This is a genomic window from Microvirga sp. GCM10011540, from assembly GCF_042650665.1.
Lineage (GTDB): Bacteria > Pseudomonadota > Alphaproteobacteria > Rhizobiales > Beijerinckiaceae > Microvirga > Microvirga lenta.
The window spans coordinates 20,678-34,635 of the sequence record NZ_JBHSBQ010000126.1 but is presented as its reverse complement, the minus strand read 5'-3'; the positions used below and the strand labels follow the sequence as shown (position 1 = coordinate 34,635).

Here is a 13,958-nt window from a genome sequence, read left to right as displayed (position 1 = left end):
AGGGCTTTTTGCTGTTCGCAGCAGGGACAAAGGCCGCACGCGGCCCGGCTCACGCCAAAGGCTGGCGATCACGCCGACAGCTTGCGGTACCAGCCCAGGTCGACCCGAACCGCCCCGGCATCGACCGTAAGCGGGCAGCTGATGCCGTTCAGGGGCGATAGTTCCACGGCATGAGGGCCTCGATCTCGCGGTTGGGCCATCCGTTGGCGATGCGCTCGAGGGTCTGTGTCAACCAGGCGTGCGGATCGACGTTGTTCATTTTGGCCGTTGCCAGAAGGCTGGCAATCGCCGCCCATGTGCGCCCGCCGCCATCAGAGCCGGCGAAGAGCGAGTTCTTGCGTGTGATCGTCTGAGGCCGGATGGCGCGCTCGACCGTATTGGAATCCAACTCCACGCGTCCGTCCAACAAGAACCGCTCCAGAGAGGCACGCCTCGTCAGAGCATAGCGGATCGCCTCGGCCAGCTTCGACTTGCGCGACAGCTTGGGCAGTTCCTTTTCCCACAGCTTGAACAGCGTGCTCACGACAGCCGCGGATTGCTCTTCGCGAACCAGCCTTCTTGTTCCCGCATCCTGGCCACGAACGCTGTCCTCCACAGCCCAGAGCGCCGCCATCTGCTCCAGCGTCTGCCCGGCCACCATGGAGGCATCCGAGACGTGCAACTCATAGAATTTCCTTCGCACGTGCGACCAGCAGGCGGCCAGTTGCACACCTTCATTGGCACCCTCAGACCGGGCGAGCCGGTGATAGGCCGTGTAGCCGTCAACCTGCAGGATGCCGCGATAGCCCTCCAGATGGCGCGCCACGCACTCGCCGGCCCGACTGTCCTCAAAGCGGTAGACCACGATCGGCGGATCACTGCCGCCAAACGGCCGATCATCGCGCACGTAGGCCCAGAGGTAAGCGGTCTTGGCCTTGCCTGCCCCGGGTGCCAGGGTCGGCAGGGTGGTCTCGTCGGCAAAGATCCGCTCGCCCTGTTTGATCCGCGCCAGGGCATACGCGGCCAGGGGCTCGAGCTCGAACCCGACCTTGCCCATCCACTGCGCCATCTGCGAGCGCTCGATCACCACCTGGTCGCGGGCATAGATCGCTTCCTGGCGGTACAGCGGCAGGCCATCGGCGTATTTCGCCACCGCAATCTGGGCCAGCAGTGCCTCGGTGGGGATGCCGCTTGCGATGATCCGAGCAGGAGCCGGGGCCTGGATGACGCCCTCGTGGCCCTTGTAGACGTATTTGGGCCGGCGCGTGACGATCACCCGGAACTTGGCCGGCGTCACATCCAGCCGCTCGCAGACGTCCTCGCCAAGCCGGATCCGCTCCAATCCTTCGCAGCCCGCCGGATCGTCCGGCTCGATCACCACCTCGACCCGTTCGAGATGCGCCGCGAAGCCCTTGCGTGGGCGCGGTGGCCGCTTGGTCGAGTGTCCTGTCGCCTTGTCTCTCTCGGCCTCGAGGGCCGCCACACCGGTCTCGATCTCGTCGAGCGCAAGGGCATACTGATCGTCGCTCAGCCGATCCTTGCCGAGCCGCTCGGATCGGGTGCCGTAGCGCGCCCGCTCGAGCACCTTCACAATCGCCATCAGCCGCGCGATCCGCTCCTCGGCGCCTTGGTTCACCTGCTCGAGATGGGCGTTGCGCTGTTCCAGAAGCGCGGTCTTCTCGGCCATAGCCCGCACCATCGCCTTGAGCGCATCGACATCATCGGGAAGGGCGGAATCATGGGCCGTCATTGCGCCCATCAGAGCATGGTGGGACCACCTGCCGAAGCGGATCCATGGCTCTGATTCATCTTGCCGCAGGGACAACTACCCGACTGATTGCGGGGCCCTGACGCTCACGGCGTGCACCCGCTTCCAGTCCATGCCATCGACCAGGGCGAGCAGCTGGGCATGGTTGAGTTGCACCCGATGCTGACCGATCCGCGGCCAGCAGAAGTGCGCCTTCTCCAAGCGCTTGCTGTACAGGACCACGCCGGTGCCGTCCCACCAGACGATTTTGACACGATCCGCCCGCTTGGCGCGGAAGACGTAAAGAGCGCCGCTGAAGGGATCGGATCCGGCCTCGCGCACCAGCGCCAGCAGGCCGTCTGGACCCTTCCTAAAATCAACCGGCTGGCTGGCCACGAACACCTTGACGCCGGCCGGGATCATGCCTGCCGCACCGCCCGAATGATCCGGATCAGATGATCAGGATCAACATCCGCACCAACGCGAACCACCATGTCGGCAATCACGATCTCGACCATCGCGGAGGATGTCGGCGTGACTTCAACGAATCCGAGCCGCTGCTCCTGGGCTCACCTTGGACGACACCCGTCCGCATCGCCTTGCGGCGCCAGCCGAACAATTGTGCCGGTGCAATTCCGGCCTGCCGTGCGATGGCCGAGACATTGGCGCCCGGCTTCAGGGTCTCCTCGATCAAAGCCATCTTGGCCTGCGCCGACCAGCTCCGGCGGGGTCGCTCGGGGCTCACCTCCAGGCGGCAGGGAACAGCCTCCAGCACTTGGAAACTTCTATCATCAGGCATAGGCGCAGACATAGTAACTGACACTGAAAGCTCCTTGCTTCTGTGTCAGGAAAGATCGTCTATCCCGTCATACCGCGCCAGATGTGGTCACCTTACCGCTTACCATCGACCGGCCGCGACCACGCCGACGCCGCTCCATAAAGCTCCCGGTATTCCTCCGGGCCCACAACCGACGCCGCACACAGAAGACGGTCGTGAAAACGCTGGCGTTTCAAAGAGGCAGAACAGTCAGCCGCTTATGTTTTCCGGCAGATGCCAGTGGAGATATGGGCATATTGAGCAACACGGCGTTCTGCCGTGCGGAGTTGCTGAGCCTGCAGCGCGCGAATAATCCTGGTAACCAAGCCAGGCTTCCTGCTCGTACCGAAAAACGAAGCGTCTGAATTGGTATGACGCACTGAGAGTGACATTGTCATGTGAGGCCCCCGAACCTGAACTTTTGAAGGCTCTATACGGGGTGCGACGCAGCATTTGAATTGCTGCGCCGCAAAAACAGATATGCAAAGCCAGCATGACTTGCCACACGCGACAGGTGCAGGGGCTCGGGGGCACCCGCAGGGCCTATCTCTCCATTATGCCGCCGCGTGTCAGCCCATGCTCAATTCCGTCTGAGGCCTGCCATCCCTTCCAGAACAGTGCAGACGGAGGCCGTATCCTGGGTCTCCTGTCCATTTGCCAGCGCGGCGCGATAGACGGATTCCGTCGCCGTGAAAAGCGGAGTAGGGCATCCGAGTTGACGTGCGAATTCGTCGATGACTCGCATATCCTTCTGCCAAAGACCGATAGTCATGGTCGCCGGCTCGTAGCGCTGTTCCGCCATTAGAGGGGCACGCAATTCGAAGATGCGGGAGTTTCCTGCTCCAGATGAAACGAGCTCGATGATTTGCTGAGGGGGGAGACCCGCCTTCATGCCGAGCACCATCGCTTCCGCGCTCGCGACATTGTTGATGGCGACCAGCAGGTTCGCGACGAATTTCATCTTCGTGCCATTGCCGAACGGCCCGACATTGTGCACGAGGCGGCTGAAGTCCATGAAGATCTCGTGGAGCGCTGCGATCCGCTCGGCATCGCCGCTGGCATAGACCACCAGATCCCGTGTAGCGGCCTGGGCTCCGGTCCCACTCAAGGGGCAGTCGAGCATCACATGGCCTGCCGACCGTAGAGCAGCCTCAGCCTTACTCTTGTCCTCCAGCGTCAGCGTGCTCAACTCGGCAATCACCCGGCCCTTCGACGCATCATTCGCAAGCTCGGCCACGGTGCTGTGCAGCGCAGCTGGGCTGGGCAGGCTCGTCAGAATCGTCTCGGCCTGACGAGCCACCGCAGTGGGGCTGTCCATGACCTGCACCCCGGCAGCCTCCGCTTCGCGGATCCTTTGCTCGCTCACGTCGTAGCCGAACACCCTCCAGCCACGTTCCGCCAGATTGCGGGCGACTGCGCCGCCCATCGTTCCAAGGCCGATGACACCGACCTGGCCCTTGTTCTCAGCCATCGTCTCTCGCTCAATATCAATGATAGGGGCACTGGCCGCTCGGCCGTGGCCGACGGATCGTGGGTTTAAGGTCAGCTGGCTTCGCGGATATCCTGTTCGGCCATCCGGCGAGGCATCTTCACGACGACCTTGATGGCATCCTCCACGCGGTCGCGCGCGTAGCGAAGCGCGGTCGGCAGATCCTCCATCATGAAGGTGTGGGTGTGGATCTTCGTTGCGTCGAACCGCTTGGCAGCCATGAAGGCCTGTGCCCGGTGCGTTGCGCTGCGGCCTTCGCCTCGGATGCCGTAGATGTAGATGTTGTTGCGGACGAGGTGAGCCACGTCGATGAGGGCCGGATCATGCGGGAAGGCCGCCAGGCACATCTTGCCGCCGCGATTGAGCATGCGTCCCGCTTCGTTGATGGCGTTGGGGGCACCCGAACATTCGATCACGTAGTCCACGCCCTTGCCGCCATTGAGCCGCCGCACGGCCTCGACCGGGTCCTCACGGGTAACGTTGACCACATGGTCCGCGCCGAGTTCGAGGCCGGTCTTGAGGCGATTGTCGCGAGTGCCCGTGAGGATGACGGGCGACGCACCAAGTGCTTTGGCCACGGCGGCCCCGAGAAGACCGATGGGGCCGGGGCCGATCACCACGACGCTTTCGCCGGCGACGAGGCCGCCGAGTTCGGTCAGTCCATACATGGATGTGCCCGCGGTGACGACCAAGGTCGCTTCCTCGTCGCTCATGTCGTCGGAAATCTTGATGAGCGTGTTGATGTTGTTCACGGCGAACTCGGCGAAGCCGCCATCGGAGGTGAAGCCGTTCGCCCTGTGCCCCTTGTCGACGTCCCCGTAGTTAAGGCCGTAGTTCAGGCACGAGGTGTACATGCCCATCCGGCAGCGTTTGCATTGGCCGCAGCCGGCATGGATCTCTACCGTAACCCGGTCGCCGATCGCGAACTCGTCCACCCCGGGCCCGAGGGCGGCAACGGTTCCCATATACTCGTGGCCGGGCGTGAAGTTCTTGTTGAAGGGCTGGCCGCCCTGGATCATTGCCGGCGGGCCGCTGCTGATCACGTCGAGATCGGTCGCGCAGATGGCAATCGCATCCACCCGCACCAGAACCTCGGCCTTCTTCGGGACCGGCACCTTCTTTTCGACGAGCCGGAGTTCGTTGGGATCACCGAGGATCCAGGCCTTCATGGTGTCAGGAACCGGCAGGCTCGGATCGGTCTTCACGCCAGGATGCGCATACATGATCAGCTTCCAATATCGGACAGAGGTGGATCAGGCGGCCTGAAGGCGGATGCCTTCGGGCACGGGCAGCGGTTGGTTGGCGCTCTGCTTGAACTCCACGGTGGTGAAGAGGAGTTCCGTGTCGCCGATGTTCTCAACGCTGTGCAGGAGATATTCCCCGGCGCCGTAATTCATGTGCTTTGTGTCGCCCGGAAAGTGCTTCACGTCGACGATGCGGCCGTCCTCGAAATAGCCTCGAGCGGTTCCATAGGTGTGACATGTCCAGAAATAATCGAGGACATGCCGATGGAAGGCGCAGCGCTTGCCGGGCGGCAGGCGCAGGTGCCACACGCGCACGCGGTCCGTCTCGGACACCAGCACGCTTCCGACGCAGCCATTGAAGCGGTTCGCTTCGATGTCGTCCTGGAGTTCCTTGGGCCAATGGGAGCGGGGATTCTCGGTATTCGACATGTCGTTCTCCATCTGGAGCATGATGAAATCAGGGAATGAGGATGCTCGATCCGCTCGTGCGGCCGCTCTCGAGATCCTGGTGAGCCCTGGCAGCCTCTGAGAGGGGATACCGCTGCCCGATCTCGGGTTTGAGGACACCCTTCGCCACCAGGTCGAAAACAGCCGTTGCGGAGGCTGCGTAATCCTCCGGAGAACTGGCGTAGTGAACCAGGGTCGGGCGCGTGAAATAGAGCGAGCCTTTCTTCTGAAGAAGGCTTGCTTCCACTGGCGGGGGCGGACCTGACGTCGCGCCGAACGAGACGAAGATGCCCCGTGGCGCCAGACAGTCGATCGAGATGTCGAAGGTGGCTTTTCCCACCGAGTCGAAGACGACTGGTACGCCTCTTCCACCGGTCATCTCCTTCACCCGCGCCAGGATGTCCTCGCTGTTGCGGTCGATGACGGCGAAGTAGCCGTTGGCCAGCGCACGCTCGCATTTCTCCCGGCCGGCCGCGACCCCGATCAGGCGGATCCCGAGATGCTTCGCCCACTGTCCGGCCAGAAGGCCGACACCGCCGGCTGCCGCATACATGAGGGCGAAATCGCCCGACCTGAGATTGACGCAGCGGTTGAGAAGATACTCGACCGTCATTCCCTTCAGGAGAACGGCCGCGGCCGACTCGTCGGGGACGCCGTCTGGAATCTTGACGAGTCGTGCCGTCGTAAGAATGCGGCGGTCCGCATAGGCACCAGGCTCTCCACCCTGATATGCGACCCGGTCTCCTTCGCGAAAGCCGGTCACGTCGGGTCCTACGGCCTCGATGATGCCTGCCGCCTCGCTGCCGCATCCGCTGGGCAGGGGGAGGGGGTACGCCCCGGAGCGATGGTAGACGTCGAGGAAGTTCAAGCCGCAGGCCGTTTGCCGAATGAGGACCTGTCCGGAACCCGGAGAGCCGATCTCCACTTCCTTGAGCTGGAGAACGTCAGCGCTGCCTTGGGTGTCCATACGGATTGCGTGGGCTATCACTCTTTCAGCTCCGATTTCAGGCGATGACGGATAGGTTTTCGAGAGTGTCGAGCACGCGCCGCCGCGAACTCTCGATATGATCTCGCGCAAGGGCTACGGCCTGTCTCTTGTCACGCTTCTGGATTGCGTCGATGATGGCGCCATGCTCCGCAACGAAGTCGTCGAGACTCAGTTCGCTGCTGCTCGTAACGCTCACATAGGTCAGCCGTTCATACTGCTCGATGGCTTCGCAGCCGGCGCGTCCCAGGCGCGAATTTCCGCAATTGGCAGCGATGAAGCCATGAAAGGCGCTGTTGTACTCGATCCACTCCGGAAGACCGACGGAGGGAGGCAGGCTGCGGAATGTGTCGAGCTCGGCAAGCGTCTCGTTCGAGGCTGCCTCGATCAACCGAACGATGCTCTCGCGCTCCAGGATCTGTCGCATCTCGTAGAGCTCGCGTGCGTCCGTGAGGGAGATGCGTTTCACGCGGTAGCCGCGTCGCGGCATCACCTCGACGAGATTCTGCTCCTCGAGTTTCAGCAGGGCATCGCGGATGGGGGATTTGCTGACCTGATACTGCTCGGCGAGCTGGCGCTCCTGGATCTGTGCCCCCGGGCGGAGGGCGCATGACAGGATCGCCGCGCGGAGCCTCTGGTAAACACTGGTCCTTACGAGCAAGGGAGTCTCGTCTGCTCCTTCGAGCACAGGGCTATCCTTCTCTGAAAATACCCAAGCGGCCTAATTCTCCAAACTGATATTTCAGATTCGTCGCATGCGTCAATCCCAAAGCCGATTCCGCCTAATTATTGCGGCGCATCCCAGCTCGATTGTGGGGTGTTGACATGGAAGAGGCAACAGGTGGAATATCAGTTTGGTTCCTCAAAGGAGGCCAAGGCGACATGAGAATGCCTTCGTCGCGACAGAGCACCTTGCTTCGTCCCGTTTCGGCTCCGCGCGCCTGCTGCTGGTTTGGACACGCGCGGCCACCTCCTAGCCTCCACCAATGAAGATGCCTTGGCCTTTGAACCGAGCACCGACCGAAACCCATAATGCGGCAGCAACTACGCTCCTGCCGCCATCAGAAAAAATAATAAAAATGATCAAGAATGATTATTTCTTGACGACACGTGAGTACGCTTAGGCTTCCCTTATGGAAGGAATGAAGCGAAGGTCGGGATGAGTATCTGAGCCGATCCAGGCTCCATGCCTCGCTACGCCAAACGAGGAGTTTCGAACCGTCGCCGAACCGTACCTGCAAGCACCAACGAAGTACGATTTCTGGGAGGAGATCGAAGTCAAATGAAAAGCGCCATCCAATTCTCAGCTGCCGCATTGGCGGCTCTCACGATCGGGTTCAGCACATCCGCCGAAGCCGAGACGATCCGGTTGCGCATCGCGTCGGGCCACCCTGCCGTCAACACCTACGTCAATCTGATGCAGACCTTCTTCGTCCCGGAGGTTACGAAGCGGGTCGCCGAGCGCACGAGCCACAAGATCGAGTTCATCGAGGGATATGGCGGCTCGATGGTCAAGGTGGCCGACACGCTCGAAGGCGTTCAGTCGGGTATCATCGACATCGGTGGCTACTGCCTCTGCTTCGAGCCGTCGAACCTGCCGCTGCACGCATTCCAGGTTATGCTTCCCTTCGGCACCATGAGCGCCGAGAAGAGCGTCAAGCTCGCACGGGCTGTCTATGACAAGGTGCCCTACATGACCAAGGTCTTCGAAGAGAAGTATGGTCAGAAGCATCTCGCTGCCATTGCGGACAACGGCTACAACCTCACCACGACATTCGATTGGAACAAGGTCGCCGATCTCAAGGGGCAGAAGCTGGCCGGCGCCGGCTTGAACCTGAAATGGCTCGAATTCGCCGGTGCCGTTCCCGTGCAGTCTTCATTGCCTGAAGCCTACACGGCCATGCAGACCGGCGTTTACAACGGCTGGATCATGTTCCCGTCCGGCGTCGTGAACTTCAAGATGTATGAAGTGTCTCCGTACTACACGGAGATCGGCTTCGGCTCCATCACCTGGCACGCGCTCACCATGAACCGGAACCGCTTCAACCGCCTGCCGAAGGAGGTTCAGGACATCATCGTCGAGGTGGCTCGCGAATACGAAGCCAAGACAGGTACGGTCAACGACGCGAACTACCCGAAGCAGATCGAGCAGCTGAAAGAGCTCGGGGCCAAGGTGAAATCGCTCCCTGACGACGTCCGCATCGATTGGGCGAACTCTCTCAAGGATTGGCCGAAGGAAAAGGCTGCGGAGCTCGACAAGGCAGGGCTTCCCGGCACCCAGGTTCTAGAGCTCGCCCTCGAGGAGGCGGAAAAGCTCGGGCATAAATGGCCGGTTCGCTACCAAGTGAAGTGACGCCTGAGACGTAGACTCCGACCGCCCGGGGCAGGCCTACCGCGTCCCGGGCGTCTTTCGCGTATTTCGGCCCACAGGTGTTTCGATGGTTGGCAAAGGTCTCGACTGGATCTCCAAAGCCCTGCTCGTCCTGGCTTCTCTTCTCGCCTTTCTGCTTTCTTTCGTAGTCGTCGCGGATGTCGTAGGGCGTGTGGCGTTCAACAGCCCTCTCAAGGGAACGCCTGAGCTCGTCTCCAGCTCGATTGTCATCATCTGCTACCTGCAGGCGGTCTACGCGATCCTCAGCGGCGGCATGATGCAGGTGGATGCCGTTACGGCGCACCTGCCTGTCCGCATCCGCGCAGCCCTCGGCATCGCCTCATGCATTCTGGGCATCGCACTCTTCGGAATTATCTTCTGGGGCAGCATCGACGGGTTTTCCCATGCTTTCGAAAGCGGTGAGTACGAGGGGGAGGGCGCCTTGCGGGTCCCCATGTGGCCGGTCCGCCTCGCCGTCCTCGTAGGGAGCGGGCTGGCCGCTGTTGCCTACATTCTGTTGGCTGCTCGCCAGGTCAGCGCTGCCCGACGCAACGAGACTCTTGTCACCGGCACCTCACATTGAACGGATAGACCGATGTTCGACGCTACTCAGATGTTCATTGTCGTCGCGGTGCTGCTGACGCTTGTCCTGTTCGGAACCCATATTGCGGTCGCGCTGGGCATCACCTCCGCTCTGGGCATCTACCTCATGCTGGGTGATGTGGAGGTCGTCCTCAGCTTCATCTCCAATACGGCGTATGAAGGAATTCGCGATTACATCTTCGCGGTCATTCCGCTGTTCATCCTGATGGGTGAATTCCTGGCCCGGTCCGGGGCCGCGCGGGATCTCTTCAACCTCGTCAACCGGCTGACGACGTGGCTGCCGGGTCGCCTCGGCGTCGCCACCGTACTGGCCAACGCGGTATTCGCCTTCGTGTCCGGCGTCAGCATCGCAGCCGCGGCCACTTTCTCGCGTATTGCCTATCCCGAGATGAAGCGCTTCGGCTATCAGCGCCAGTTCTCGCTCTCCTGTATTGCCGGCAGTGCGTGCCTCGGAATGTTGATTCCACCCTCGGTCCTCATGATCGTGTGGGGTGTCTTGACCGAGCAGTCGATCGGAAGCCTGTTCATGGCAGGAGTCGTGCCGGGCATCGTCGTCGTGCTCGCATACAGCGCCTACATCGTTGGAACCGCCATCCTCCGTCCCGACATCGTCGGCGAACGCAAGGTGGCGCTTGCCCCCGGTGCAATGCCTTCCGCGGATCACATGAAGCACGATGATCTCGGCGGCACTCTTTTCGGAACGCTGCTCGTGGTCTTCCTGGTCTGCGGTGTTCTCGGAGGCATCTGGTTCGGCTTCTTCACGCCGACGGAAGGTGCCGGCGTCGGCGCAGTCGCCGCGCTCGTCATCGCACTGATCCGCGGATTGCGAATGAAGGAGGTCTTCGAAGTCGTCCTGTCGGCAGGTCGATCCTCGGCCCCCCTTCTTCTCCTTCTCGTCATGGCTCAGCTCTATTCCCGAGTCCTGTCGATGACCGGCATCACCGGCGCCGTTCAGTCGGCTTTGCTGGATACCGGGCTGCCCGCTGTCGCCATCTTGGGGATCATGATCCTGATCTGGTTCGTGCTCGGCTGCATCATCGACTCGATCTCGATCATTCTTCTGACGGTGCCCGTCTTCGCTCCGGTCGCCGCGGGGCTCGGCTACGATCCGCTGGCCTTTGCCATCATCGGCATTCTCGCCATCGAGACCGGGCTGCTGACGCCGCCCTTCGGGATCCTGGTCTTCACGGTCAAGGCGGCCCTGCCTCAGGAGAACGTCTCAGTCGGAGAGATCTTCCGCGGCTCGACCCCGTTCTGGGTCTGCCTGATCGGCGTCATCATCGCCATCATCATCTTCCCGCAAATCGCCACCTGGCTTCCGAACCTTGGAAGAGTTTGAGGAGACATCGATGCCTGCCTACTGGGTTGCGCGCTCGCGCATCAACGATCCTGTCGAGTACAAGAAGTACACGGACCGCGTCCCAGGGATCATCTCGCAATATGGCGGCAAGGTGCTTGCCCGAGGTGGAGATTTCAAGATCCTCGAAGGACCAGACACGTTCCATCGCTTCGTGGTGATCGAGTTTCCGTCACTGGCGGCAGCCGAAGAATGCCACCGCTCGGCCGAGTACCAGGAGGCATCGGCCTTCAGGAAGAGCGGTGCAGGCCAGGTAGAGCTCATCATCGTCGAGGGCGGCGACGCCACGAAATGATGTTTATCCTCGACTGACCGTAACGTGCGCTTGAAAGCAGAGATCAATGGCTAAAGCCGCTTTCGCGGGAGTTCTCGTTCCCGCCATCACCCCCTTCGATGCTCGACTCGAACCCGATTCTCGCCTGTTCTTGAAGACCTGCCGCTGGCTGCTGGCTCAGGGCGCGAATGGGCTCGCCGTATTCGGCACGACCAGTGAGGCGAACTCGCTCTCTCTGGGCGAGCGAATGGAACTCCTCGAAGGTTTGGTCGAGGGAGGGATCGATCCCTCACTCCTGCTCCCCGGCACCGGGCAATCCGCTCTTCCGGATGCAGTGGAACTGACGAGACATGCCGTCACTCTCGGCTGCGGCGGCGTTCTGATGCTGCCGCCTTTCTACTACAAGCCCGTCACGGAAGAAGGACTGTTCGCCTTCTACTCCGAGGTGATCGAGCGGGTCGGCTCGTCGGACCTGGGGTTGTGGTTGTACCACATCCCGCAGATGACCGGCGTCGGCATCCCGCACGGCCTCATCGAACGTCTGGTCAAGCGCTATCCTGATACCGTCCTTGGCATCAAGGACAGCTCCGGCGACTGGGCGAATACGGAGGCGATGCTCACCCGATTTCCGGAATTCCGCATCTTCCCGAGCTCGGAAGGCGTCCTCCTGAAAGCCCTTCGTCTTGGCGCAGCCGGCTGCATCACGGCTTCAGGCAACATCAATGCGGCTGCCATTCGCGGTCTGATCGACAACTGGCAATCGCCAGAGGCGAACGAATTGCAGAAGCCGGTCGCGGAGGTGCGCAACATCTTCTCCGGATACCCTCTCATCCCAGCCGCCAAGGCCGTTCTCTCGACCATCCTTGCCGAGCCCGGCCTTGCGACGCTCCGGCCGCCTCTCACCCCTCTGACCGAGGCGCAGACGGCGGAACTGCTCGCGAAGCTCAAGGATGCAGGTCATGCCTTCGCACCTGCCGAGTTTCGATAGCGCGAAAAAGGAAGTGAGCCGGCCTGCCGGAGCAAAGCCGCCAAGGTTCGTTCTTCCATCTTGAAGCAGAGGAGGGTGTCATGGCGTTCACCGATCGAATTCCCTATCAGGCGCTGGTAGACCGGCCTTCGCTTCAACTCCCAAACGGCGCTCGGATCGCGGTGTGGTTCGTCCTCAATGTGGAGGAATGGCGGATCGAAAAGCCGATGCCGCGAACGGTCCTGCCGCCCCCTATGGGGCAGCCGCTCCTGCCGGACGTTCCGAACTGGTCATGGCACGAATACGGCATGCGGGCCGGGTTCTGGCGGCAATTCGAGGCGCTGACCCGGCGCAACATTCCGACGACCCTGGCGATCAACGGCAATGTCTGCACATCATACCCACGGGTTGCCGCGGCTGCCCGTGACGCCGGTTTCGAATTCATGGGGCATGGATTTCTCCAGGGACCCATGCACAAGGTCGAGAACCAACGGGACGCGATCAGGAGATCGGTCGATGCAATCTCCTCCTTCGTGGGGCGTCCGCCCCGTTCGTGGGAAAGTCCTGGACTGACAGAGACGGAGGAAACGCTCGACCTGCTGCGGGAGCACGGGATCGAGTATGTCGCCGACTGGGTCATCGACGACCTGCCGCAAGAAATCGCCACGCCCCACGGAACCGTCACCACGATCCCGTACACGGTCGAGACCAACGACATCGTCGTCTACGCCCTTCAGCAGCACGCCTCCGAACAGTTCCTGAAGACAGGGAAGGATCAGTTCGACAGGCTCTATCAGGAGGGGGCGGAGAATGCGCGCGTGATGGCGATTTCCATGCATCCCTACATCACAGGCGTCCCGCATCGGATCCGCTATCTGGAGGAGTTGCTCGATTACGTGATCGGCCATGAAGGAGTGGCGCTGATGACGGCGAGCGAGATCGGGGATTGGTACACGGCGGAGATGGCAAGGCACCGCCGTTCAGCCGCATGAGCGAGACAGCGTCCGTGGAGGCGATGAAGCTGTGGGGCCGCAGTACTTCGGTCAATGTCCAGAAGGTTCTCTGGGCCCTGGCCGAGCTTGGCCTGGAGGTGGAGCGCATCGACGCCGGAGGGTCCTATGGCGGCCTCGATTCCGCGTCCTACAGCGCCATGAATCCCAATCGTCGGATACCGACGTTTCAGGACGGCGATCTCGTTCTTTGGGAGTCCAACGTCATCGTGCGCTATCTCAGTGCCGTTTATGGCCGTGGGATGCTGCACCCCGCAAGTGCGGCCGATGCGGCCGTGGCGGACCAGTGGATGGACTGGATGCAGACGACCCTTTCGCCGGTATTCATTCCGCTTTTCTGGGAGGCCGTGCGCAAGCCCCCTTCGCAGCGCAGCCCGGAGCGTCTTTCGAAACTGGCCGAGGAGGCCGGACAGATCTATGCGATCCTCGATGCCAGGCTCGCCGAGACGCCCTGGCTAGGAGGGCAGACGTTCTCGATGGGAGATATCCCGGCTGGGGCCACCCTTTATCGCTGGTTCACCATGGATATCCCGCGGCCCGATCTTCCAAGGCTTGCGGAGTGGTTTGCACGGCTGAGCGAGCGGCCCGCTTACCGCTCCACGGTCATGACGAGCTACGATCCACTGCGGGGGCGTGACTAGCCCTCGCAGGATCAGCGGCGAAACCGC

Annotated in this window: 16 protein-coding genes; 8 read left to right on the top strand and 8 right to left on the bottom strand. The window is 61.8% G+C overall.

The window, feature by feature from the left end; genetic code table 11:
* Window positions 1–148: 148 nt before the first annotated feature.
* From ACFOYU_RS18555 to ACFOYU_RS18545, 3 genes are all read right to left on the bottom strand, one after another.
* The gene (locus tag ACFOYU_RS18555) at window positions 149–1,729 is read right to left on the bottom strand and encodes an IS66 family transposase (RefSeq protein ID WP_377034746.1); all 1,581 of its coding nucleotides are present in this window, start codon (window positions 1,727–1,729) and stop codon (window positions 149–151) included.
* 75 nt (window positions 1,730–1,804) lie between these two features.
* A complete protein-coding gene (gene tnpB / locus ACFOYU_RS18550; RefSeq protein ID WP_377034745.1) occupies window positions 1,805–2,149 on the bottom strand; it encodes an IS66 family insertion sequence element accessory protein TnpB in 345 nt (114 codons plus the stop codon).
* Window positions 2,150–2,228: 79 nt separating this feature from the next.
* Window positions 2,229–2,426 carry a transposase gene (locus tag ACFOYU_RS18545; protein ID WP_377034744.1) on the bottom strand — a complete coding sequence of 66 codons (198 nt, stop codon included), beginning with the start codon at window positions 2,424–2,426 and terminating at the stop codon, window positions 2,229–2,231.
* A 293-nt stretch (window positions 2,427–2,719) separates the two neighbouring features.
* Between ACFOYU_RS18545 and ACFOYU_RS18540 the strand changes: the two genes are divergently transcribed.
* Window positions 2,720–2,908 carry a hypothetical protein gene (locus ACFOYU_RS18540; protein WP_377034743.1) on the top strand — a complete coding sequence of 63 codons (189 nt, stop codon included), beginning with the start codon at window positions 2,720–2,722 and terminating at the stop codon, window positions 2,906–2,908.
* A 215-nt stretch (window positions 2,909–3,123) separates the two neighbouring features.
* Here the strand turns inward: ACFOYU_RS18540 and ACFOYU_RS18535 are convergent, their stop codons facing one another.
* From ACFOYU_RS18535 to ACFOYU_RS18515, 5 genes are all read right to left on the bottom strand, one after another.
* Window positions 3,124–4,014: an NAD(P)-dependent oxidoreductase gene (locus ACFOYU_RS18535; RefSeq protein WP_226742468.1), complete on the bottom strand. Its 891-nt coding sequence runs from the start codon at window positions 4,012–4,014 to the stop codon at window positions 3,124–3,126.
* A 71-nt stretch (window positions 4,015–4,085) separates the two neighbouring features.
* On the bottom strand, window positions 4,086–5,255 hold the full coding sequence (locus ACFOYU_RS18530; RefSeq protein WP_226742467.1) for a zinc-binding dehydrogenase: 1,170 nt from the start codon (window positions 5,253–5,255) through the stop codon (window positions 4,086–4,088).
* 30 nt (window positions 5,256–5,285) lie between these two features.
* The gene (locus ACFOYU_RS18525) at window positions 5,286–5,705 is read right to left on the bottom strand and encodes a hypothetical protein (RefSeq protein WP_226742466.1); all 420 of its coding nucleotides are present in this window, start codon (window positions 5,703–5,705) and stop codon (window positions 5,286–5,288) included.
* A gap of 28 nt (window positions 5,706–5,733) precedes the next feature.
* Complete coding sequence (locus ACFOYU_RS18520; RefSeq protein WP_377034748.1) at window positions 5,734–6,708, bottom strand: quinone oxidoreductase family protein; 975 nt, start codon at window positions 6,706–6,708, stop codon at window positions 5,734–5,736.
* 19 nt (window positions 6,709–6,727) lie between these two features.
* Entirely contained in the window at window positions 6,728–7,369 is a 642-nt protein-coding gene (locus ACFOYU_RS18515) for a GntR family transcriptional regulator (RefSeq protein ID WP_226742465.1), read from the bottom strand.
* 621 nt (window positions 7,370–7,990) lie between these two features.
* On the opposite strand from ACFOYU_RS18515, the gene ACFOYU_RS18510 reads away from it, so the two are divergent.
* The 7 genes from ACFOYU_RS18510 to ACFOYU_RS18480 all read left to right on the top strand — a co-directional run bounded on the left by ACFOYU_RS18510 (window position 7,991) and on the right by ACFOYU_RS18480 (window position 13,931).
* Window positions 7,991–9,061, top strand: a complete 1,071-nt coding sequence (locus tag ACFOYU_RS18510; RefSeq protein ID WP_377034742.1) for a C4-dicarboxylate TRAP transporter substrate-binding protein — start codon at window positions 7,991–7,993, stop codon at window positions 9,059–9,061.
* Window positions 9,062–9,146: 85 nt separating this feature from the next.
* On the top strand, window positions 9,147–9,662 hold the full coding sequence (locus ACFOYU_RS18505; RefSeq protein WP_377034741.1) for a TRAP transporter small permease: 516 nt from the start codon (window positions 9,147–9,149) through the stop codon (window positions 9,660–9,662).
* A gap of 12 nt (window positions 9,663–9,674) precedes the next feature.
* Window positions 9,675–11,021, top strand: coding sequence for a TRAP transporter large permease (locus ACFOYU_RS18500; RefSeq protein WP_377034740.1), 1,347 nt, complete (start codon window positions 9,675–9,677; stop codon window positions 11,019–11,021).
* A 10-nt stretch (window positions 11,022–11,031) separates the two neighbouring features.
* Window positions 11,032–11,334, top strand: coding sequence for a DUF1330 domain-containing protein (locus tag ACFOYU_RS18495; protein WP_226742461.1), 303 nt, complete (start codon window positions 11,032–11,034; stop codon window positions 11,332–11,334).
* A 46-nt stretch (window positions 11,335–11,380) separates the two neighbouring features.
* Complete coding sequence (locus ACFOYU_RS18490; RefSeq protein WP_377034739.1) at window positions 11,381–12,301, top strand: dihydrodipicolinate synthase family protein; 921 nt, start codon at window positions 11,381–11,383, stop codon at window positions 12,299–12,301.
* A gap of 80 nt (window positions 12,302–12,381) precedes the next feature.
* The gene (locus tag ACFOYU_RS18485; protein WP_377034738.1) at window positions 12,382–13,272 is read left to right on the top strand and encodes a polysaccharide deacetylase family protein; all 891 of its coding nucleotides are present in this window, start codon (window positions 12,382–12,384) and stop codon (window positions 13,270–13,272) included.
* On the top strand, window positions 13,269–13,931 hold the full coding sequence (locus ACFOYU_RS18480; protein ID WP_377034737.1) for a glutathione S-transferase family protein: 663 nt from the start codon (window positions 13,269–13,271) through the stop codon (window positions 13,929–13,931). The genes ACFOYU_RS18485 and ACFOYU_RS18480 overlap by 4 nt, the downstream gene beginning before the upstream one ends.
* The last annotated feature ends 27 nt before the right edge of the window (window positions 13,932–13,958 follow it).

What these genes read in the sequence shown, in the direction of transcription:
- ACFOYU_RS18555 (WP_377034746.1), bottom strand. Translation starts at nt 1,729, where the DNA reads ATGACGGCCCATGATTCCGCCCTTCCCGATGATGTCGATGCGCTCAAG.
- tnpB (WP_377034745.1), bottom strand. Translation starts at nt 2,149, where the DNA reads ATGATCCCGGCCGGCGTCAAGGTGTTCGTGGCCAGCCAGCCGGTTGAT.
- ACFOYU_RS18545 (WP_377034744.1), bottom strand. Translation starts at nt 2,426, where the DNA reads ATGGCTTTGATCGAGGAGACCCTGAAGCCGGGCGCCAATGTCTCGGCC.
- ACFOYU_RS18535 (WP_226742468.1), bottom strand. Translation starts at nt 4,014, where the DNA reads ATGGCTGAGAACAAGGGCCAGGTCGGTGTCATCGGCCTTGGAACGATG.
- ACFOYU_RS18530 (WP_226742467.1), bottom strand. Translation starts at nt 5,255, where the DNA reads ATGTATGCGCATCCTGGCGTGAAGACCGATCCGAGCCTGCCGGTTCCT.
- ACFOYU_RS18525 (WP_226742466.1), bottom strand. Translation starts at nt 5,705, where the DNA reads ATGTCGAATACCGAGAATCCCCGCTCCCATTGGCCCAAGGAACTCCAG.
- ACFOYU_RS18510 (WP_377034742.1), top strand. Translation starts at nt 7,991, where the DNA reads ATGAAAAGCGCCATCCAATTCTCAGCTGCCGCATTGGCGGCTCTCACG.
- ACFOYU_RS18505 (WP_377034741.1), top strand. Translation starts at nt 9,147, where the DNA reads ATGGTTGGCAAAGGTCTCGACTGGATCTCCAAAGCCCTGCTCGTCCTG.
- ACFOYU_RS18500 (WP_377034740.1), top strand. Translation starts at nt 9,675, where the DNA reads ATGTTCGACGCTACTCAGATGTTCATTGTCGTCGCGGTGCTGCTGACG.
- ACFOYU_RS18495 (WP_226742461.1), top strand. Translation starts at nt 11,032, where the DNA reads ATGCCTGCCTACTGGGTTGCGCGCTCGCGCATCAACGATCCTGTCGAG.
- ACFOYU_RS18490 (WP_377034739.1), top strand. Translation starts at nt 11,381, where the DNA reads ATGGCTAAAGCCGCTTTCGCGGGAGTTCTCGTTCCCGCCATCACCCCC.
- ACFOYU_RS18485 (WP_377034738.1), top strand. Translation starts at nt 12,382, where the DNA reads ATGGCGTTCACCGATCGAATTCCCTATCAGGCGCTGGTAGACCGGCCT.
- ACFOYU_RS18480 (WP_377034737.1), top strand. Translation starts at nt 13,269, where the DNA reads ATGAGCGAGACAGCGTCCGTGGAGGCGATGAAGCTGTGGGGCCGCAGT.